Annotated in this window: 14 protein-coding genes; 8 read left to right on the forward strand and 6 right to left on the reverse strand. The window is 37.2% G+C overall.

What is annotated here, in order from left to right:
- Positions 1 to 48 precede the first annotated feature (48 nt).
- From HMPREF9456_RS01640 to HMPREF9456_RS01655, 4 genes are all read right to left on the reverse strand, one after another.
- Complete coding sequence (locus HMPREF9456_RS01640) at positions 49 to 1,416, reverse strand: DUF5016 domain-containing protein (protein ID WP_006841707.1); 1,368 nt, start codon at positions 1,414 to 1,416, stop codon at positions 49 to 51.
- Between the two features lie 24 nt (positions 1,417 to 1,440).
- On the reverse strand, positions 1,441 to 2,967 hold the full coding sequence (locus HMPREF9456_RS01645) for a RagB/SusD family nutrient uptake outer membrane protein (RefSeq protein WP_006841708.1): 1,527 nt from the start codon (positions 2,965 to 2,967) through the stop codon (positions 1,441 to 1,443).
- A 12-nt stretch (positions 2,968 to 2,979) separates the two neighbouring features.
- On the reverse strand, positions 2,980 to 5,973 hold the full coding sequence (locus tag HMPREF9456_RS01650) for a SusC/RagA family TonB-linked outer membrane protein (protein ID WP_006841709.1): 2,994 nt from the start codon (positions 5,971 to 5,973) through the stop codon (positions 2,980 to 2,982).
- A 306-nt stretch (positions 5,974 to 6,279) separates the two neighbouring features.
- The gene (locus HMPREF9456_RS01655) at positions 6,280 to 7,926 is read right to left on the reverse strand and encodes a DUF6377 domain-containing protein (RefSeq protein ID WP_006841710.1); all 1,647 of its coding nucleotides are present in this window, start codon (positions 7,924 to 7,926) and stop codon (positions 6,280 to 6,282) included.
- Between the two features lie 224 nt (positions 7,927 to 8,150).
- Between HMPREF9456_RS01655 and HMPREF9456_RS01660 the strand changes: the two genes are divergently transcribed.
- Positions 8,151 to 9,539 (forward strand): alpha-L-fucosidase, encoded by a 1,389-nt coding sequence (locus HMPREF9456_RS01660; RefSeq protein WP_006841711.1) that lies wholly within the window; start codon positions 8,151 to 8,153, stop codon positions 9,537 to 9,539.
- A 576-nt stretch (positions 9,540 to 10,115) separates the two neighbouring features.
- Here the strand turns inward: HMPREF9456_RS01660 and HMPREF9456_RS01670 are convergent.
- Positions 10,116 to 13,694, reverse strand: a complete 3,579-nt coding sequence (locus HMPREF9456_RS01670) for a glycoside hydrolase family 2 TIM barrel-domain containing protein (RefSeq protein ID WP_006841713.1) — start codon at positions 13,692 to 13,694, stop codon at positions 10,116 to 10,118.
- Positions 13,695 to 13,969: 275 nt separating this feature from the next.
- Between HMPREF9456_RS01670 and HMPREF9456_RS01675 the strand changes: the two genes are divergently transcribed.
- The 3 genes from HMPREF9456_RS01675 to HMPREF9456_RS01685 all read left to right on the forward strand — a co-directional run bounded on the left by HMPREF9456_RS01675 (position 13,970) and on the right by HMPREF9456_RS01685 (position 17,306).
- Entirely contained in the window at positions 13,970 to 14,683 is a 714-nt protein-coding gene (locus HMPREF9456_RS01675) for a terminase small subunit-like protein (RefSeq protein WP_006841714.1), read from the forward strand.
- 255 nt (positions 14,684 to 14,938) lie between these two features.
- On the forward strand, positions 14,939 to 15,802 hold the full coding sequence (locus tag HMPREF9456_RS01680) for an AraC family transcriptional regulator (protein ID WP_006841715.1): 864 nt from the start codon (positions 14,939 to 14,941) through the stop codon (positions 15,800 to 15,802).
- Positions 15,803 to 15,998: 196 nt separating this feature from the next.
- On the forward strand, positions 15,999 to 17,306 hold the full coding sequence (locus tag HMPREF9456_RS01685) for an alpha-L-fucosidase (RefSeq protein ID WP_006841716.1): 1,308 nt from the start codon (positions 15,999 to 16,001) through the stop codon (positions 17,304 to 17,306).
- 88 nt (positions 17,307 to 17,394) lie between these two features.
- Here the strand turns inward: HMPREF9456_RS01685 and HMPREF9456_RS01690 are convergent, their stop codons facing one another.
- Positions 17,395 to 18,456, reverse strand: coding sequence for a tyrosine-protein phosphatase (locus tag HMPREF9456_RS01690; protein ID WP_006841717.1), 1,062 nt, complete (start codon positions 18,454 to 18,456; stop codon positions 17,395 to 17,397).
- A 228-nt stretch (positions 18,457 to 18,684) separates the two neighbouring features.
- On the opposite strand from HMPREF9456_RS01690, the gene HMPREF9456_RS01695 reads away from it, so the two are divergent.
- The 4 genes from HMPREF9456_RS01695 to HMPREF9456_RS01710 all read left to right on the forward strand — a co-directional run bounded on the left by HMPREF9456_RS01695 (position 18,685) and on the right by HMPREF9456_RS01710 (position 22,244).
- On the forward strand, positions 18,685 to 19,641 hold the full coding sequence (locus HMPREF9456_RS01695; protein WP_006841718.1) for a tyrosine-protein phosphatase: 957 nt from the start codon (positions 18,685 to 18,687) through the stop codon (positions 19,639 to 19,641).
- Positions 19,642 to 19,932: 291 nt separating this feature from the next.
- Positions 19,933 to 20,337 carry a DUF5856 family protein gene (locus tag HMPREF9456_RS01700; RefSeq protein WP_006841719.1) on the forward strand — a complete coding sequence of 135 codons (405 nt, stop codon included), beginning with the start codon at positions 19,933 to 19,935 and terminating at the stop codon, positions 20,335 to 20,337.
- A 153-nt stretch (positions 20,338 to 20,490) separates the two neighbouring features.
- Positions 20,491 to 21,348, forward strand: a complete 858-nt coding sequence (locus tag HMPREF9456_RS01705; RefSeq protein ID WP_006841720.1) for an N-acetylmuramoyl-L-alanine amidase-like domain-containing protein — start codon at positions 20,491 to 20,493, stop codon at positions 21,346 to 21,348.
- Between the two features lie 5 nt (positions 21,349 to 21,353).
- Entirely contained in the window at positions 21,354 to 22,244 is an 891-nt protein-coding gene (locus HMPREF9456_RS01710; protein WP_006841721.1) for a CPBP family intramembrane glutamic endopeptidase, read from the forward strand.
- Positions 22,245 to 22,265 lie beyond the last annotated feature (21 nt).

Below are 22,265 nucleotides of genomic sequence, written 5' to 3' on the forward strand. Positions count from 1 at the left end.
CTGTACTTTTTCCGTACAGGCCAATAAGTATCTAGGTTGTACTTAAATTTAAGGAAGAGTTACACTCTCTGCTGTAACTACCTTGGTTGCCAGATTGATTGTTATTTTATAGTTGCCTGATACCGCTCCTTCTGCAGCATACCAGTTACCATCAGTCTTCCCTAAATCTGTATCTTTGGCCAAGATAGAAGGCATCGTGAAGTTTGTTGATTTCTTCTCATTAGCCCATGATCTGTTTTCAAATGGTTTGAAGTTCGCTTTAGATGCATCGAAGTAGACTACAGCCTGATATATGTCTGCTGCCACTTTACGGAAAACAATAGCTTGTAATGGGGCGTTGAAATCCCATGCTGTATGTGCTCCAGGTTTCACTTTCGATGGATAACCAAGACCTTCTCCGGCAGCAAGCAATACGTTTGGATATTCTCTTACCGAAGGATCTATTATGGCTACTTGGCGAGTTTCGCTATAATACAGATCATAGCTTCCTGTATCACCAATAAATTTGACCTTATCCTCAGCTGTACGTACAAAGTAATTGAGATCATATACAATATCTGTAGAAGCAAGATCGGCGAATAGATTTATTTCCTGATCTTTCTCAAATGTGCGTGATAGTTTCTTAAATGCTTCACCACTCGCTGTTACATCGCCAAAGTTATCTATTACAAGGTCATTCGGATTGTATTTATCTCCGGCTAAGCTTGTTGTGAACTTATAGTTGTCAAATACAATATTTGTAATATAGTCAATACTTGTGTTCGCAGTAGTAATATAGTCACCGGTTTCATCTACCAATTGAACGGCTCCTGATTTACTTCCCCATACATGTCCTGAGAAATCGATCTGATTATCTGTAGTAATTTTCTCCGCGATTCTGTAACGGATACTATTTGCCTTGAGCTTAAGTTCAGATGATTTGTACTTATCAGATTTCAAAGCTTCAGGAGTTAAGGTAATTACCTGTCCATTATCCAGTACAAGATATAATTTGCTATAATAAGTCCTTTTTCCTTTCACTCCTGTGATAGTACCTGTCGTTTGATCTCCTTCAACATTGGTTAGGGTTAAAAGAACTTCAACGCTTGCATCTTCCGGCAGCTCGCTTGTATAGGCTACCTTAAATTTAGAAGATACCTCGGTGCTATTGCCAGCCGTGCGTATCGATTGCTGTGCAACAAGTACGTCATTCACTATCATTTTCATTTCCAATGTAGAAAGAGGAGTTGTAGGATCAGAAACTTTCGCCGTGATAGTAACAGAATCCCCATAAGAAAATGTAGTTGGATTGATTGCCGCCGACTCAATTACCGGTGTTGAATGCGGAAATACTTTTCTTGTATCTTCTTCCTCACATGAGGCGAGGAGAATACATGAGCACAATCCGCACATAATTGCTTTATATATAGATTTCATATTTTTCTGCATTTAATTTATAGATTAATAGCCAGGGTTTTGAACAAGATTAACATTCAGGTCTAGTTCGCTTTGAGGAATCGGCCACACAAGTTTATTTTCATTCAGACGAGATGCATAAGCGTTCTGATGGTCGGAAGCGGATCTCATTACCTGAATAAAACGACCTCTGCGTTTAAGATCCATCCAGCGTTTTCCTTCGAAAGCAAACTCAAAACGGTTCTCATTCTCTATTGCTAGACGCATGGCATCTTTCGTATTAGCCGGTGTGTCAGCCAAGTCGACACGTTTTCTGATTTTATTTACCAGATTTTTTGCTTCACCTATGTTACCTAGCTCATTTTCTGCTTCGGCTAATAATAATATTGCTTCCGGCAGACGGAATATAACGATATTGCCGGCCTCTTGAGATCTGAGTTTATAGCAATAAGGATATTTGTTAGAAGGCCAATACTTGTCTGTCCATTTACCTGTAACATCTCCAAACATGATAGATGCATCTCTACGTACTACATCTCCCGCAGAAGTGAATGCTTTGTACAAATCCTGACTTGGCGTATTGAATTTTTTCCAGTCGATGCCGTAGAACATCTGGGCTCCCCAGTTTCCTAAAGTAGACCAGCTATTGTAATCTACTTCGAAGATGGATTCCTTGCAATGTTCATTTACCAGATTTACACTAGGAAGTACTCCGTTAGAAGGTGTTTCGGCAACGGCAAACAAGTCATCGTAATTATCCATTAATCCATAACGAGTATCGTCTACAACCGCTTTGGCGTACTGTTTTACTTTGTTCCAGTCTGTATTTTCAAAGCCGTCTTTGGTAGCATATACCTGTGCTTGTATAAGATGTACAAGAGCTTTGGTAATTTTAAACTTGTTTGCTGAATAATCCATCACGTTTGCTTCGGCATATTCCAAGTCATTTACAATCTGGGTATAGATATTTTCTACAGTTTCTTGTTTAGGATACAACAATGGGTATATAGTATCAATATTGCTAATGCTTATTTCAGGTACATACTGTGTAATTAAAGGTACACTTCCATATATGCGAACAAGATTGAAGTAACACAATGCTCTCATAAAATGAGCGTCACCTGCTATTTGGCCTCTACGTTGCTCTGTTAGTGCGGTATCTTTAATTTTAGGAATCCATTCTATAATTGTATTTGCCTTCGATATTTGAGAATACATATATCCCCAGTCGCGTTTTACACCGCCATTAGAAGCTGAAACTCTAAGCTCATCAAATTGCATGGTCATGTCTTTTGGTTCACCGGCATAAGCGTTATCGGCTTGAGCATCATTCATTATATACCAGTCTAGTTGCCAAAATTCGTTAGCATAATCACTGTATGCACCTGCTAACAACTGTTCCATCTGAGTGGCTGTGGTATACTGTGTCGCATTATCTTTACCTCCTCCTCCTGTGTTTTCATTTGTAACCGTTGTCGAAGATTCATCAAGGAAGCTATCGCATGAGATAAATGGGATAAATATCATACATATAATAGCCCTAAATAATATATTCTTTATATTGTATTTCATCGGATTTAGTTTTTAGAATGTTAAATTAAGACCAAAAATAAAAGTACGAGCCTGTGGGTAAGTTCCATAATCTATACCCAACTGTGCAGCATTATTATTGTTTGTCCAGCTTAATTCAGGATCGTATCCTCTGTATTTTGTCAATGTAAACAAATTGTTTACTGTTCCATATACACTCAACTTAGATACACCTAATGGTCTCAACGTTTTTTGATTGAATGCATAAGATAAAGTCAATGATTTCAATCGAATAAATGAACCGTCTTCAACAAAGCGTGAAGAGTTTAAAGAATTGGTAAGAGCTCCTGCTCTTGGTACGTCTGTAATCATACCCGGACGAACCCATCTATTAAGTACAGTTGTTGTTTGATTTTTGGAGTCGAACATTCCTTCAGCATCAATTCTTGAGGCGTTGAAAATATCGTTGCCATAAGACCCATTGAAGAATGCACTCAGAGTGAAATTCTTCCAAGAGAAATTATGTGTAAATCCAAATGTGAAATCAGGCTGTGCATTACCGATAATTGTTCTATCTCTTGAATCAATCACTCCGTCTTTATCTACACCTCCAGTTCCATTGTTATTGAGGTCTTTATAGATAATGTTTCCTGTGTCTGGATTAACTCCTTCTGCAACGTATCCATAGAATGCACCCAAAGGTAATCCTTCTTTAATCATGATTACATCATCACCAGTACTCTCTATATAGCCAGTAGTAAACTGAGGAGTTAAACCTAGTTTAGTAAGCTTATTTTTATTAAATGACATATTCAAGTTTGCATCCCACTTAAATCCACCTGTTAGTATCTGTCCATTCAGGTTAAACTCGAAACCCTTATTTACCATTTCTCCGTCATTACGCATCGGTAGTGTTGCTCCTCCTATGGTAGACGGTATTGTGATATATAACAATAGGTCTGTTGTTTTTTTGTAATAAGCGTCAAATTCAGCTGTTAAGCGAGAATTAAATAAAGACAGATCTAATCCTGCATTATATTGAGTCGTAACTTCCCATTTCAGGTCACGGTTACCTAGTCTTCCAGGCTTTAAAGCAGGACCTTGTCCTGTAGCTTCTTGTTTAACTATTTCAAATGTATCATATAAATCGTAATTACCAATTCCTCCTTGATTACCATTGCGTCCCCAACCTACTCTCAATTTAGCATCATCTACAAATGTAGTTAAAGGTGCGAAGAATTTTTCGCTAGAGAAACGCCATCCGGCAGATAGTGACGGGAAATACGCCCATCTATGATAAAGTTTTGAAGAGCCATCTGCACGGAAATTTGCAGTGAATAAATAACGGCTTTCATAGTCGTATTGTACTCTGGCAAGATAAGACGTTAGGGAGTTACCTTCTTTAGATGTATAAGCATTATTTATTTTGTTCGCCATATTCAGAGTCATTGTTTTGAAAGTAGTACCTTTTACAAAATCCTCTACAGACATGTAAGAGTTGTTGTGTCTGTAGCGTTGCATCGTAATACCTCCCAAAGCAGAGAAATTATGTTTGTCATTGAACTTTTTGCTGTAGGATAAAATATTTTCACTTTGCCATGTCAAATAACCATCATCTGCATGTTCTCCACGTCCATTTGCTTGACGACCATATTGAGTTTTAATCGGATCGATAAATTTATCCCAAGTATGTGAAGTATAGTCTACTGAAAATCTAGGTTTGAAATGTAGTCCTTCTGCCAGGGTAAAATCTAATTCCAGATTACCCATAAAACGGTATTCTTCGTTCTTGTCATAAGTGTTTGCTTGCGCATAAGGATTTTCCCATGACGACTGGAATGGATTTGTAGAATATTGATCTGGTTTTTCAGGATCCCATATAGGCATAAATGGAGGTGTGTTTAGTATAGACATAATAACACCGCCACGACCAGAGTTTGCATTGTCTGTTGCATCCATGCGTGAATTACGAGCAAAACTTAGGTTTGATGCAATCTTGAACCAAGGCTTAACTTCGGTAGAAAGATTACTTCTGAAAGAGTACCTGTCATAGTCGGCAGGAGAAATAATACCTTCTTCTTTTTGGTAGCCACCCGACACATAATAATTGGTTTTATCTGTGCTGCCCGAAATAGAAACCTGATAGTTTTGTTGAACACCTGTTCCATACATTTCTTTGGCCCAGTCTGTATAATTCTGATTTGTACGGTCTACGCTTATTCCGATTTCACTCATCAAATCATAATATTGATTTGTATTGAGTGTTTTTATTTTTTTTGTAATATTTGAGAACCCTGCATACATATTCACGTCTACCTGAGTTCTTCCTTTTGCTCCTCTTTTGGTTGTGATAAGAACAACACCGTTTGCTGCACGGCTACCGTAGATAGCAGCAGATGAAGCATCTTTCAATATCTGCATGCTCTCAATATCAGTTGGAGATATATTGGTAATGTCATTCGTAATGATACCATCTACAACGTATATCGGGTCATTTCCTGCATTAAGTGAAGACGCTCCACGGACGCGAACCTGAATCCCTACTCCGGGTTTTCCCGAAGGTTGTATTACTTGTACACCGGCTGCTTTTCCCTGAAGGGCTTGTTGTGCCGATATAATCGGTCTGTCTGCCCATTCGTCGGCAGATACGCTGGCTACAGATGTGGTGAGGTCGGCTTTACGTTGAGTTCCATAACCGATAACAACAACTTCGTCCAGACTTTGTAATGCTTCTTCTAAAGTGACATTGATAGCTGTTTTGCCCGCTACTGCAATTTCTTTAGTCTTCATTCCCACATAAGAGAATACAAGTGTAGCGTTGTTTGGTGCAGAAATAGAATATTTTCCGTCAACATCAGCCATTGTTCCGGTAGTAGTGCCTTTCACAGCTACACTAGCTCCGATAATAGGTTCTCCGGTTTGGTCGGTAACAATACCCGAGATGCTTACTACATCTTGAGCCATTACTGTACCGGAAACCAACAAGGCAAAAATTAGACAAATCTTATACAAGAATTGTTTACTTGTTCGTTTTTTATTACATTTCATGATTTCTTTAGGTTTAAATGTGATTTTGGATTTTTAGTTACATAATAGTGTATGCTAATACTACTGTAAATTGTACAGATTAGAGGTTATAACTGTGAGTCATGCCATGGTATTATAAAAATTTAGATTATTGATTAGGAAATATTTATTTTCCGGTATTAATTATTTCAAAATTATGGGTATAAATGCCTGTAACTTTTTTTTGAACCAAAAAAGTAGTGTTATGATGTAGTTATATTTCTGTATTACAGTGTTCTGAGTTTTTTACTGTAGGGCTAAAAAGTAGTAATCTTAAGGTGTTTTAACTTATCTGTTTTTCTGTATTATGCCAATTTTCATCACTAAGTTCTCAAACTCGTCACGCGATACAGCGGCTTTATTCCGGGCTTTGGTGCGGTAATTATAGATCGTGCTTAATGAATAGCGAAGGAAGCTAGCAATCTTTACACTATCTGTTATTCCTAAACGGATCAGGGCAAATATTCGCAGTTCGGTATTGAGTAATTCTCCGGGCTTAAGAACTACCTGCTCTTCGCTTATAAGTAGGGTATTGAAGTCTTCTACAAATGTGGGATAAAGACTTAAGAATATATTATCAAAATTCTTATATAATTCTTCCAGCTCATTGTCAACAAAGGCTGTAGACTTTAGTGTTTTAAACAAATCATCCAACTGGTTATTTGCAGCCTTCTTATTCAGAGATTTACGATAATCTTCCAGTTTAGTGATGTATGTTGAGCACAAATCGAAGAAATGGGCAATATATTCCTCTTTTATATGGTTTGATTCAGATAGTTGAATATTTACCTCTTTGAGTTGCTTATTGGTATCCGTAATTCCCTGATTCAGGTCGATCAGCTTTACATTCGCTCGATACAATTCTTTCCTTATTCGCGAAACTCTCTTCATTTGTTTGTATACGTATATCACTGCAACGATAAGGAATACGGTGAGGATGCTAATAAGTATAAGGTATAATTGCAGTTTACTTTTTTGTTTTGCCTCTTTCGCCTGATAGGCTGTATTGATGATTGAGTAAAACTCTGAAATGCCTATTGTTCTGAATCTTACATTGCAAAAAACAGCATCATCGATAGACGACTTGGTAAATTTATAGGCCTGATCTATGTCTCCTTCTTCATAGTAAACCAATGCCAGGCTTTGCAAAGAGGCGTTATCCTTTATTGAGTTTTTAATATCCGATAGGGCTGAAAGCGCAAAATATTTTTTTTGTAGATCTTGTTTCTTTTTATTCTCGTAGACTTTACCCAATAGATATGCGACAAAGGCATAATCCGGATCATCTTCCGCTATCTCATCCATAAGTTTTAGAAGGCGATTTTCGGCAATTTCTATTTGTCCCTGATAGAATATCTTCTCGGCATAGGTTATTCGATACCTTACAGAATTGGGGTCTAAAGCTGTAAGTAACGAATCTCTGTAAGCTTCATTTATCTGAAAATAAGCATGCCTGTCATTGCTTTGCGCATAGTGTCCGTAAAACTGACTATTGGATTCAAAGTAAAGTGGAACTAATTTTTCGGATAATGATTTTCTGTCAATATGGTTTAATATATCTTTTGCTTCGAGGTACATTCCTGTTGCAGAGTATAATAGCGACAGATTTAGATTGGTTTCGTTGATAACGTCCATGCTATTTAACTTCTTCGCTATATCTTGGTTCTTTTCCATATAGTAAACTGCCGAATCCATTCTGTATTTCCTGTATTCTTTCGACAGTTTGAAATTTATATCATATTCTTGGGCAAGAGAGAGATCTGATATGTGTAAGAGCTGTTTAAGGCTATTAATCTTTTGCTCTTTCTTTTCATCATAGTATTTCTTGTTGTTTATCGCTTTATTCAGTTCATTAATATAACTGTTCCCTATATCGTTTGCAGATACAATACTAGCAAGAGAATATAAAAATAGGATGATTGGGAGTTTTCTCATATCATAAAGAGCTTATGAAACAGGATCAGACTTTTTTACTTAATAATGCGAAGTTAATCAAAAAAATGTACCAATATATTTTATTTAATTTTTTCATTCTTAAAAAGTCATCATAACAGATCAAAATATAATTTCAATATTGAAAAGCTCAAAAGTGTTATATTTTCTGTTTCATCATCTTTCAAAATAGCTATATTCGCATAAATTAAACCCCTTTATTTATTATGAAAAAATGCCCATTATTAATTCTTAGCCTGTTTTTTATTTTGTCCGGCTATTGTCAAGTCAAATCATTACCCGATCTCCAGCAAGAGTTTATAAACATGCGTTTTGGAATGTTTATCCATTTCAATATCCCTACCTTTATGAGCGATGATTGGGCCGATCCTGATGCTTCACCTTCAATTTTTAATCCTCGAAAGTTAGATTGTAACCAATGGGCCAAAACGGCAAAAGAAGCCAACATGACTTATGGATGCCTTACCACCAAACATCACAGTGGTTTTTGTATTTGGGATACCAAGACTACAGACTATAATGTGATGAATAGCCCATTGAAGCGCGATGTGGTAAAGGAATACGCTGATGCTTTCAGAAAAGAAGGCCTTGAAGTAATGTTGTATTACTCGATTCTTGATACACATCATAAATTACGTCCGGGTTTTATTAGTACTAAGCATATAGACATGGTAAAAGCTCAGTTGACAGAACTTCTTACCAACTATGGAGAAATAAAAGCCCTGATAATCGACGGGTGGGATGCTCCGTGGTCACGCATTTCTTACGACGAAATACCTTTCGAAGATATATACTATCTCATCAAGTCTTTGCAACCCAATTGTCTTGTGATGGATCTGAATGCAGCAAAGTATCCTACTCAGGCGTTATTTTATACAGATATAAAATCGTATGAACAAGGTGCTGGTCAGCATATTTCTAAAGACAGTAATTCTTTGCCGGCTCTGTCTTGTCTGCCCATAAATTCGGCTTGGTTTTGGAAAGAAGATTTTCCTAAAACGCCAGTAAAAGATCCGGTGAAATTGGTTAACGACAATATAATCCCATTCAATAAGGTTTATTGTAACTTTATTCTTAACGCTGCTCCGAACAGGGATGGATTGATAGACGATAATGCTGTTGCCGCTTTTCGCCGGATAGGTAAATTGTGGAAAAATGAAGGAGCATTAAATAACTTGCCCAAAAATGAAGCTCCAATTATCTCTTCGAATATAGCAAAGTTTAAACCGGCAAATTCGAGCTGGAGCTGGGATATGCAGCTCATGGATTTTGCGAATGATGATAATTTCAAAACAGGATGGGAGTCAAATCCACTGGTAAGCAAACCGTGGTTGGAAATAGAGCTAGGCAACAATGAGCAGCCATTCAATATGATTACAATAACTGAAAAAAATAACAAGAACGATATACAATCCTATAAATTGGAATACCTCCATAATGGAAAATGGCAGACTATTTTCTCAGGAGTAAAATCGGATGTTATTAAAATACATAGGTTTGATAAAGTATGGGGAAATAAGGTTCGCATATCAATAGAAGAATCTAAGGGCTCTCCAACTATAGCAGAATTTGGAGTTTATAACGAACGAAGATAAATTGAAAAAGAGGAGATTTTTAAAAAATCTCCTCTTTCGTTTATATCTATATTTTCGATAAAGTAGATGCTTCTATTCTATCATTCCTGAAATTTGTTTTGCTCATCTGGCTCTGTTTTGTATCAAAAAAATCTTCTCTTTCTTTATATATCAGAATTTCTGTTGTTATCATTATTATACAATAAACGACGAACGGGATAATTATAAAGTACGGAATATATTCTACCTTTCCGTTAAAGCTGAAATTACTTAAAGCCAGAATTAGCAAATAAAGGAAAAACACGATGTATGAAGTTTTCTGTATTGTTCTATATTTCTTATACCTTTCCATAATCAGTGGCATTTAATATGTTACAAACTATAAGAAATTGTATTTTCTTAATGATCAAACGAGAAGTATATTCATACGCAATCCTTTCTTTAGAATCGTTTTTAATTTAGGTTAAGAGTAAATATAAGATTTAAAATGCAGATTTACAAATATTTTATAGAGTATTCACAATGCATCATACCCCCAAACAAAAAGGCTTGTAATGAATTGTCATTACAAGCCTTTGCTATTCTCTTAATGTTTGCTTATTCTACTCCTTGTATTCTGAACGAATAACCTAGGTTCTGATTAGCCGGAATCATGTATTGCGGCAGTGGCAGAGGTCCGCAACTTGCGTTACCTAGACCTTGTTGAATACAATCCAGACTTAAATACACTTCGGGTTTACGGATCTCATTCAATTTGAAATCATGCACAGCTTCCCACAACGCCTGATCGGTGAAATGCAGAGCGCTAAATCCTAATCTGTCTTTCGATTGGATTTTAATCCCTTTCTTATTTTGGTCTGTGATGGTAACCCATCTCACATCTTCCCTATTGCCCATGCTTTGTGCTCTCACATAGTGCTCTTGCTCCATTCCTTTTGCGGTGGTCTGATATTGCCCTATGTATGCAGAAAGCTTTCTGTCCCAATAGTTTTCGTGAGGGCCACGTCCATAATAACGAACATTTTCCATTCCCTGTGGCAATACGACTTGTAAGCCCAAGCGGTGAACAAATGATCCTGCAGAAGGAGACGTGAAATTCGCATCTACATCAATTGTTCCATCTCCGTAGATCGTATACTTTACAGTATATGGAATTCGCACTTCTTTCGGGCTTTTTATTGTAGCTGTAGTGGCAGTCAGAATAGTTACAGATTTTTTGTCCGGCGACAGTTGATAGCTGAACATCGGTTTGTCATTCTCTGTCGTATAATAGTTCTGATCGGTGTATTTGTCGTTATTCACACTACGATACCAATTCAGGTTAAACCCGCTTTGGTTGTGTATCATTTCCTTTCCGCCATACTGAAGAGAAGTCATTATACCTGTTTGTGAGTTGAATGCAGTATTGAAATTACGGCCGCCTATTACAAGGTTATCACCTTGTGTACTCACTTGCACGTCACTCATAGATGATGTGTCAACCAAAGAGATTGGCTGTCTGCCGTTCAGGGCAAACTGTGCTGATGCCATTTCATAGCCTGCTTTTTCCCAATTCGTATCGTTCTTTAGCGTGAAATATATATTCAACAGATACTCGCTTCCTGCATCCATATTTTTATTATATGGCACAGTGATTATTGTTTTTTGATTCGGTGCTAAGGCTATCGAAGGCATTGTTCCGGTTTCGGATTTAACTCCATCTTTAAGAACCTCCCATTTTATATTAAACTCATTCAGATTGGTAAAGTCATACTTATTTTCAATCTCAATTTTGCCTGTATTCAACGACAGTTCACGGAATTTGATGTATTGATATATTTTCTTTATCTCCAGCAGCTTTGCTGTAACCCTACGGTCGGGAGTTGTTAACCCGTTGCATACAAAGTCAAAGTCATTTGGTTTGTCTCCAAAATCACCCCCTAGGTAATATTGATTGTCAGGTTTTCCGTACATGTTCAGACCCTGGTCTACCCAGTCCCAAACGCATCCGCCTATCATCCGTTGCGATTTGTTTTCTATATAATCCCAATATTCGGCGATATTGCCCGGTGCATTCCCCATCGAGTGAACATATTCGCACAAGAAATATGGTTTGTCGGTATCTCTTTGGTCAAAGGCTGCCATACGTGCCAAATCGGGATACATGTGTGAATCTATATCGGCTGCTTCATTCTTGCCTTCATAGTGAACGGGGCGTGACGGATCGAGCAGCTTAGCTACTTTATACATCTCATCGAAGTTGTCGCCATTTCCTCCTTCATTACCCAAAGACCAGAAGATGACGGAAGGATGGTTCTTGTCTCGTTGTATCACTCTTTCTATTCGGTCTTTGTATGCCGGAATCCAACTAGGCATACCGCTTATCGAATGATTGCCATGATTTTCGAGGTCGGCCTCATCCATTACATACAGTCCGTAATAGTCGTACAAAGCATACATCCTTGGGTCGTTAGGGTAGTGGCTTGTACGTATTGTATTCAGATTATGTTGCTTCATCATTACGATGTCCTGTATCATAGACTCTACAGGCACAGCTTTTCCGAATTTAGGGTGAATGTCATGTCTGTTTGTTCCTTTAAAGAAAACCTGTTCATTGTTGATATAAACACGTTTATTCTTCATTTCTATTTTTCTGAACCCAAACTTCGAGGACATTGCTTCCAATACATTCCCATTATTGTCTTTCAGGGTAATGATTGCAGTATAAAGGTTCGGCTTTTCGGCAGACCACAATGATGGATTTGAAACACTAGCTTGTATGTCATATTCCTGTTCTTGGTTCGCCTTCAATGCTCCAACAGGTTGTGTGATATTTGCAACCTCCTTGCCTTTGGTATCTAAAAGCGATACATCGAGTGTCGTAGCTTGAGATGCTTTTTTATCATAATTTTTTATCGAAGCTTTCACCTTGAAAAGCGCAGAACTGTAGTCATCTCCTTTGAAATCTGACTGTAAGAAATAATCACGTACATGTACTTTAGGTGTTGCATATAAGTACACCGGACGGTGAATTCCGCTGAGGCGGAACATATCCTGATCTTCTATATAGCTTCCATCTGTCCAGCGATAGACTTCAGCTGCAATGGTGTTTGTGCCTGTCTTAACGTAATTTGTAATGTTAAATTCGGCAACATTGTTTGCCCCTTGGCTATAGCCTACTTTTTTACCGTTGATCCATACATATATTCCACTGTATACACCATCGAAGTGTAAGATGATTTCTTTGCCATCCCAATCTGCAGGAATAGAGAAATCACGGCGATACGATCCTACGGGATTTACTTCTATCTCGTTGGTGTATCCTTTTTGCGGTTGTATAAATGGAGGATTATTCTTGAATGGATAAGTTATATTCGTATAGATGGGTGTTCCGTATCCGTGCATTTCCCAGTTGGAAGGCACAGGTATTTCTTTCCACGACGAAACATCATAGTTTGTCTTGTAGAAATCTTTAGGGCGTTCCGATGGCTTCTTTACCCAATGGAATTTCCAATCACCATTCAGCGATAAATATAAGGAGGATGATGGTTCTTCCCACGGTTTATCGAAGCTTTTATCTTTTTTAAGGCTTTCTACAGAAGGGAAAGGGATATAGGTTACATGTCCGGGTTCTTTGTTTACTGCAAAGATTGTTTCATTCTCCCATTCGTTTTTACTTGGTTTTGACTTTTCCTCTTTAGGCGGTTTAATATTTGTAGGAACCAGCCTCCATGTTTGCGAAGAGTTTGGAAGTTGCGACAACTGTGTGCCGACAGCATCCTCTCCGGTGAAAGCCAAAGCCATTTCGCTCGCTTTATGAATGATAGCAAAAGCTCCTGTACCTGTTACATTCAATAGCCATTGCTGATTTACGTTCGACTTGTTACTGTCCCACTGAATTACAGGATTTCCATTACCTGTTGTCGTATTGTTGTTGTCAATACTTTTGTTGATAAAGGGGTTGGAGATCATGTAAGAGCCGTTTTTCAGCTTTTCTATTTTCCATACTTGCCCTTGGCTGCTCTTTTCATTTTTCGATAAATAAAGAGATGCAGCGTTGTCGTTCACGTCTCTGTTATCTACTACAAAACCTGAAGGGCTAACAATCTTGTATAAGATGTTTGGGTTTATTTCCTGAGAGTAGAGTCTGGGGCATATTAACATACTCAGGAAAAAACAAAAATAAATAATTCGCATTCGCTTTAATTTTTAATAAATTTCTGTTTTCTGATAATTTAAGGGTGTTTTTTCGAATGTTAAAGATAGTATTTATATTCATAATAATGCAAATCAGTGAGTGAAATGATGCTATAACCCTACTATCCACAAATTGTTTTGGCTACAGTAGGGGCGATTCCTTGTGGTCGCCCGAATATTAACGGATAGGGACAAGCCACTGCCCCTACCTCTCTCCTGCTTATTCATCACTTTTCTAAATAATTATCTATTATAAACAACTAATTATAACAGATATGGCAAAGTATACCGAAAGACTGGCAGAAAAGATCGTCTCGCTGATAGAAGAAGACACCTATTCGATCACTGAGATTTGCAAACACCTGAAAATAACCCGCAAATCATTCTATGAGTGGAGAGACAAGAAACCCGAGTTTAGAAAAGCAATAGAAGCAGCAATGGAAAGCAGGGATGAGGCGTTGGCAATTACTGCCCGCCGATCGTTAAAGAAAAAGCTGGAAGGTTATACTCTCACCGAGATACGAACAACCTATGTTCCTGACAAAGACAATCCCGACAAACTAGTACTGAAAACCCGTGTAGTCAGACAAAAAGAATATGCACCCGATACCCATGCTATCAGGCTGGTATTGTCACACAACGAAACAAAGGAAGAAGAGGACAAAGAGCACAGTCAACCCTTAACGATAATCGTACAAGACCCCAAAACGAAAGATAGTTTGAATGAGCTGCGGGAGAAACTGATGAATAATGCACCGTTCGAAAAGAAAATAGAAAGGGAAGAAATTGTTTCTGAACCGACCGAACGGGTCTCTGATTCAGATAATTTGCAGGATGTACAGATTGAAGATGAGGGCGAAACAGTAACTCAAGAGAAAGAAGAATCGGAATATGTTTTTATCAGGGATTATTGCCTCCCTCCACCCCATTTGTATCGAAAAGTGAAAAGGAGCGAAGTAAAAGAAGGTGACATAATACGACCATACTGAAAAGTGTCACTTTTGTCACCTTTTTCAAACCACAGGGTAAAAAGAGTAACACAGCCTTTTGTAATATAACAAAAGCGTGATTCTTTTTCACCAACTGATTAATTGGTATACTATAGAATGCTTGGGTAATCCCCAAAAGGGCAATGGTGGATCCTTTTTAGTACTTATTAAAAGTTTACATCCGCTTATACTGAAAATTTCTCCTAATAAATGAATATCTTTGCATAAAATCGGGAAACAAAAACGACTACTTTTATGTCTAAAACCGCAGAAAGACCTAAATTTATATTGCTGAATGTCGGTTATTCGGAGCTAAATGCAAACTGGAACTGGAAGTCTGTGTATAGTCCTTTTGCCCGTATATATTATGTAACCGGCGGCAAAGCGATCACATACATCAACGGAGAGCCGTTTTCTCTAAAACCGGATCATCTATACCTTGTCCCTCCATTTACAATGCACGATAATGAGTGCGATAGCTTCTTTTCACTTTATTATATTCACTTTTATGAGGAGACGGTGAGAAAGGAATCGATATTCGATCAATACGATTTTCCGATAGAAGTCAAATCCGACTCATTAGGTCTAATGCTGAACAAACGATTGCTTGAAATCAATCCGGGAAGGCATTTGAGGCATTACGACCCCAAGCTGTATGATAACCCTCGTACATTTGATCAGTATGTGGCAGATAATAGCAAGATGTCGATACACTCGAGATACGAAACGCAAGGAATTTTGTATCAGCTTATATCCAGATTCTTTACATTAGCTAAAACAAAATCGGATAATAAGGACATACGCATTAGTAATACACTCAGATATATACACGAAAATACGGGAAAAGATATTACATTGGCCGAGCTTGCAAATGTCGCTTGTATTTCCGAAGATCATTTGATTCGGGTATTTAAGAAAGAAATGAACTGCACTCCTCTCAGATATGTGAACATGAAAAAGATAGAAAAGGCTCAACTTCTTCTTCTTACTACCGATATGCCAATAAGGGATGTGGCGATGGAACTGTCTTTGGATAATATCTCTTATTTCAACCGGGTTTTTAAACATCACATAGGAAAGACTCCCAGCGAATATAGAGAGACATATAATAATTTATAATAAAAGCTTTCTAATCGTTTTTATGCTATATTGAGAAATATAGGTAATAGATAATATCGAATTTGTACTATTGGTTTATCGGAAAAGTAGAAGTGGGTAACACTCTAATTGTTTATTTTTGTATCTACCTCAGGTATATAAAAAGCTCATATTAATTTAATTGAGAATTGACCTTAATGTCTAAAATAAAAACAAAATGAAGAAGTATTTTTTATTCTTTGCTTTAATATTCGTTATGGCAAATTTGTCGGCACAATCGAAAGCCGTAAAACCCGATGTTAAGTGGTTTGAAGATGCCCGTTTCGGGATGTTCGTCCATTTTGGACCTTATAGCGTGCTAGGTGATGGCGAATGGGTGATGAACAACCGCCCGATAAAAACAAACGAATATAAACGACTCCAAGATTTCTTTAATCCGCAGAAATTTAATGCAGCAGAGTGGGTTCAGATAGCTAAAAGCGCAGGTATGAAATATATTGCGTTTACCTCGCGTCATCATGATAGTTTCAGCAACTGGGATACCAAGCAATCGGATTGGAACATAATGAATACCCCTTATGGCAAGGATATTGTTAGGCAGCTCGCTGATGAGTGCCATAAGCAAGGGATGAAGCTTGTATTATATTATTCGATTCTGGATTGGATGCGTTCCGACTATCAGTATGAAACAGGGCGTACAGGAAAAGGATCGGGACGTACAGAAAAAAGTGATTGGAACAGCTATATTAATTTTATGAAAGCGCAGTTGACTGAGTTGTTAACGAACTATGGACCAATAGCCGGTATCTGGTTTGATGGCCATTGGGATCAGACAGAACATGAAAATAGAACAGATCAGTCTACTTATGTTGATTGGCATTACCCTGAAATATATGAACTGATACATCGCCTACAGCCTGAATGTTTAATCGCAAACAACCATCATTTACCACCTTTTGAGGGCGAAAGCTATCAGATATTTGAGCGTGATGTGCCGGGCGAAAATAAAGGAGGATTGAGTGGGCAAGAGGTGTCGAAACTCCCATTGGAAACATGTCAGACAATAAATGGATCTTGGGGTTTTGATATTACTGATGATAAATATAAATCGACAAAAGAACTTTTGGATCTGCTTATTCGTACAGCAGGTACAGGTGCAAACCTATTGTTGAATGTAGGCCCAATGCCGAATGGAAAGATTCAGACAGAATGTATCGAAAGGCTTCAGCAGATGGGAGAATGGATGGATAAGTATGGATATACTATATATGGTACAAAGCAAGGGTTTACTCTTCCTCAATCATGGGGAGCAATAACGAATAAGGGCAAGACCTATTATATTCACATTCTGGAAAAAGATACTCCGTCCATTACGTTAAACATTCCTAACATAAAGTCGGCAAAATGGCTGAATGTAGACTCCAAGCTTGTTTGGGGTAGAGATAAAAAGACCGGAGATGTGACATTTACAATCGATGGAAAACTGGATGATATAAGTTCGATTATAGAAGTAGAGGTAAAATAAGAGACTACTGTATAAATACAAAAATGAGACTTGGATGCAACAGCAAATCCAAGTCTCGTTATTATATAAGTCAATTGTTTGATTTAATTTAGTGCAGTAATATTGCTTTCAGCTTTTTCCTTTTCTCGGGAGTCAGCTTTAATTCATGAAGCATGTAGTCTTCTACCGATCCTCGCTTCTCCCTGATGCAGGAGATACCATATTTCAGATATGCTAAATCTGTTCGTGAAAGCATTGTGAAAGCTTCTTGTCGCGACTCCGAAAGGCTGTCTGCATTTCTTACCAGCTTTGTGCGGTCGATCACCATATCTGAAGCCATATAGTCGTCTTCTATTATATCCATAGGTACATCCAGTGCTCTGAGAAGAAAGAATGTAGCCAGCCCCGACTGGTCTTTGCCTAAGTAGCAATGAAAAGCGATCGGGTAATTGTTTTCATCGCATAGGTAGTCGAAGAATTCTGCATACTGACTGGCAAAGTTATTGATCATATCCTTGTATGTATCCTGTGTGTATATGATAGCGTCACCACGAAGAAATCGGCCTTCCATCACTTTTTGTGATATAGAGTTGTATCCATTATAAGCGATAGGAATGCGGATGTTCTTGAAGGCTGTATATCTTTCTATATTCTTCTTCATTATGTCCTCCGACCTGAGGTCGATGACGGTTTTTATTCCTAGACTGCTCATTTCTAAACTGTCGTGCGTAGTCATGCGGAAGAAGTTTCCCGAACGGAATATCTTACCCCATCGCACACGTTTGTTATCGTTTGTGATGTATCCGCCAATATCTCTGAAGTTTTGAATACTATCCATTTCAAAGAATCGGTTTGTAACAACCTCAGAGAGTACGCCTGCTACTTTTATGCGGAAGTATTTTCGTTTTTCTACAGTGTCCGATTCATTCTTTATGACAGCGATGTAGTCATTCGAGTTGGTTATCAGTTTTGCGTTTGAAGGAAAAGAGCTATCATTATCCGAAACGAATATTTCAACAGGTGTGTTGTCTACTTCCGGATACAGTTCCCACTTCAGGATATAATTTCCTTTACGATCCTGTTCACACATTACTGTCACCGTAGTTGGGTTAGGAGAGCAATTGTATAAAAAGAGTATGCTTATTAACGAACTTATTAGCTTAATCTTCATGAAAATAACTATTTATCACACTGTTGTATTTCAACAAAGATACATTAGTTGTAAATCCTTATCAATACTTTGTGTCTTTTTTGTAAACATTCACCTTTTTTTACATATTCTCTGTTTTAATCGGGCAGTTAGCAATATTTCAACTAATTCTGTATATTTGTCATGGTTTTATAAAAATCCTCTTTAGCATTTGCTATCATTATCAAGAAAAGAAAGTTTAAGTAATCAATGGATACGGCTATATTAAAGGCGCAAATAATACGTGATAAGTATACTAAAGCCGCAAGTTTCAGACTCGAAGCTGAAGGCAACTGGTACTTATACGCCGGCGATTCATTTGATAATATAAACCACAAAGAGCCAATACTTAGCGGTAATGGTAGTGGGGTATTTCCTTTGAATGTGAGCACGTCTATTCGTATCTATTTTGAATTGCATAACAATGGCGAGATTCTAAATCTTTCTGAACACCATCTTCCGATGGAAGGGTGTTATAATTTTCGGGATTTAGGCGGCTTCAAGACCAAAGACGGCAGATATACTAAATGGGGTAAATTGTTTCGTGCAGATGAGTTGTCTAGCCTGACTGACAGCGATGTCGCTTATCTGTCAAGTATCCCAATAGTATCCGTTGTAGACTTTAGGGCACAAGCAGAGACGAAACGCTATCGAGACAATTTACCTTCAACAGTACAGTTTACATATCCCATTGCCATTACTCCCGGTAACCTGAGTAGTGAGGGGATACAAGCGAACCTTCTGAAAACGAATATAGATAGCCACATGAAGCACATGAATCGTCTGCTGGTAAGCGACCCTGCATGTGTCCGGGCTTATCGGATCTTCTTTGCCATCATACAAAATAATTTGAGTGCTCCATTAGTTTTCCATTGTTCTGCCGGTAAGGATAGAGCCGGGATGGCAGCAGCTCTTGTTCTATACGCATTGGGGGTTGATGAAGAAACCATTATGCAAGATTACCTTTCTTCCAAAATATACCTGAGTGATAAATATGATGCGTTTATTGCTAAGTATCCACGAGCGGAACCTATTTTTACCACTAAACGCATGTTTTTGCAAGCGGGTATTAACCAAATAAAGCGAGATCATGGGACTATCATGAATTTCCTTACTAAGGAATTGAAGGTAGATCTTATAAAGATGAGACGCCTTTACTTAGACTGACACTCTTCCTACTTTTGATATAAAATCATATCCATTTTAGGGGTAATATATCAATATCTTCCTGAATTATGTTTTTTTAAACATTCAGCATCATAATAGGCTTAATAGAATAAACAAAGAGTTGCATTATATCGTTTTATAATATGCAATACATTACTTGTATTGAGAGAACTATCATAGGTAGCGTCTATGTCAGTATCTAGATATTCAATTGTATATATTTGGAATTCTCTCTTTTTATTATTATATTTGTCTATATAAAAACAATATTAATAAATAAATTTTATCATCATGAGTACTTCAACATTAAAAGAAAAAAAGAATGTATCAGTAAATGCTGATATTGCAAAATTTGTTGGAAAGATGTTTTCTTTCAACAATAGTTTAAAACTTTATCATTGGCACGTTACAGGTAAAGGTAGCTATGCACAACACATTGCATTAGACCAAGCCTTGGAAGACCTTCTTGACGTTACAGATCGTCTTGTAGAAACATCCTATGCAGTAAAGGGCGATTTAGATATTGTAATTCCTGAAACAGCTAATCCTGCAGACATAGTAAAACATGCCGAAGAGTTTTTCAAATATACTGAATCTCAAAGAGAGTTGTTTGCAGAAGCTTTTACACAGGCAATTATAGATGACTATCAAGAAGCTATACAGCAATTGCTCTATCGTCTAAAGCGTCTGCAATAATTGATCAATAGTTTCCAAAATGATAAGAATATTGAAAACGGGAGTCTAGAATAATAGACTTCCGTTTTTTCATTTAAAAGGGAAAACGAACCTCTTTAATTTCATATATTTGCAAATAGGTAAAATTTATACCTAACTATTAAATGATAGATTATGAAATCCTATAGGTTTTTTGCTTTGTCTCTTTTAATCATACTTCCTTTTCAAATGAAGGGAGAAAATAGTGTAATATACCAGAAAGAAGACTCTTTGACTTTTGTTCGCTACATTGAGCAATTTAAACCACAGAAAGACCTTCCCTTTAATCAGTTATTGGTAAAAACTGCTAAGTTCTTTCTTGGTAAGCCTTATGTTGCATCTACTCTCGAAGTTTCGGATAAAGAAACTCTCATTGTAAACTTGAGGGAGTTAGATTGTACAACGTTTGTAGAAAATTGTATTGCTCTGGCACGTGTCATAAAATCAGGAGATAGTTCTTTCGAAAACTACTGCTCTTGTTTAATCAATATGCGTTATCGTGGCGGAGAAATTAAGGGCTATACCTCTCGTCTTCATTATACAAGTGATTGGATATATGAAAATGAAAGAAACAACTTATTGAGAAATATCAGTACAGATATCGGAGGTAAAGTTGTAAATCATCTGCTGAGTTTTATGTCGGGACATCCTCAATCGTATAAGCATCTGAAAGATAATGAGTCAAATATCTCAAAAATGAAAGAAATAGAAAGAACGGTGAATAACAGGAATAATTATAGAATAGTTCCTGTTGAATCTATATCTAAAAATAAAGAAAAAATAGAGAGTGGTGATATTGTTGTATTTGCTACTTCTCTTCAAGGTCTCGACTATTCTCATATAGGTATTGCATATTGGCAAAACGGAGAACTTCACTTTATACATGCGTCGAGTAAGCAGAAGCAGGTTGTGATAGAGAATAAGACTTTGGTGGAGTATTGTGCCGACTCAAAAAGCTGTTCAGGAATAAGTATACTTAGGATCAATAATTAATTAAAATGGAGCAAAATAACAAAGGCTTATTATACGGAATGGGTGGTTGGGCGCAACTTTTCTTTTTTATTTTCTTAGCTTTCTCGGGGCTAATATTTATAACTTTAATAATCTCTCATAGTGGGCACTTAGACGAATTGAGCCAATCTGTAAAGTTCACAAGAATGGCATTGACTCTGCAGTCTGCATTTTTCTTTATTATACCTTCGCTTGCTTTTGCTTTTTTATCACAGAGCAATACTAAAGAATATCTGAAAATAGACGAATCTTATAATGTTAATTTTCTACTGTTAGGAATTTGTTTAATAGTAGTAATACAACCTCTTGTCAATTTTATTGGATACTATAATCAGCAGATCGTATTACCGGAATCGATGTCTGCTATTCAGGCTTGGATGAAAGATAATGAGCTGGCGGCAGAAAAAACGACAGGTCTTTTATTCCTCGATAAATCGATGAACGGGCTTATCCTAAACTTATTAATTATTGCAGTGGTTGCAGGACTAGGTGAAGAGCTCTTTTTTAGAGGGTGTTTGCAGCAAATTATACAAAAAATAGTAAAGAATCAACATTTTGCCGTTTGGATAGCTGCCATCATTTTTAGCGCAATGCATTTTCAGTTTTATGGATTTATCCCACGTGTGTTACTCGGAGCTGTTCTAGGCTATATGTTTGTTTGGTCAGGGACAATTTGGGTTCCGGTCGTCATACATACTGTAAATAATGTAATAGGAGTTGTGCTGGCATTTATATATTATGGAACACCTCAATACGAAGAATTAAGTGTTTACTCTTTGGAGAAAAATATATGGATTACGATACTTAGCCTTATTTTTACTGTTATTCTTATAATATTTATGTACAAGAAGCGATATAAGGCTTCTGATAATGTCTAATTACGTTAAGTTTTGGTAACA

Origin of the sequence: Dysgonomonas mossii DSM 22836 (assembly GCF_000213575.1) — a bacterium.
GTDB lineage: Bacteria > Bacteroidota > Bacteroidia > Bacteroidales > Dysgonomonadaceae > Dysgonomonas > Dysgonomonas mossii.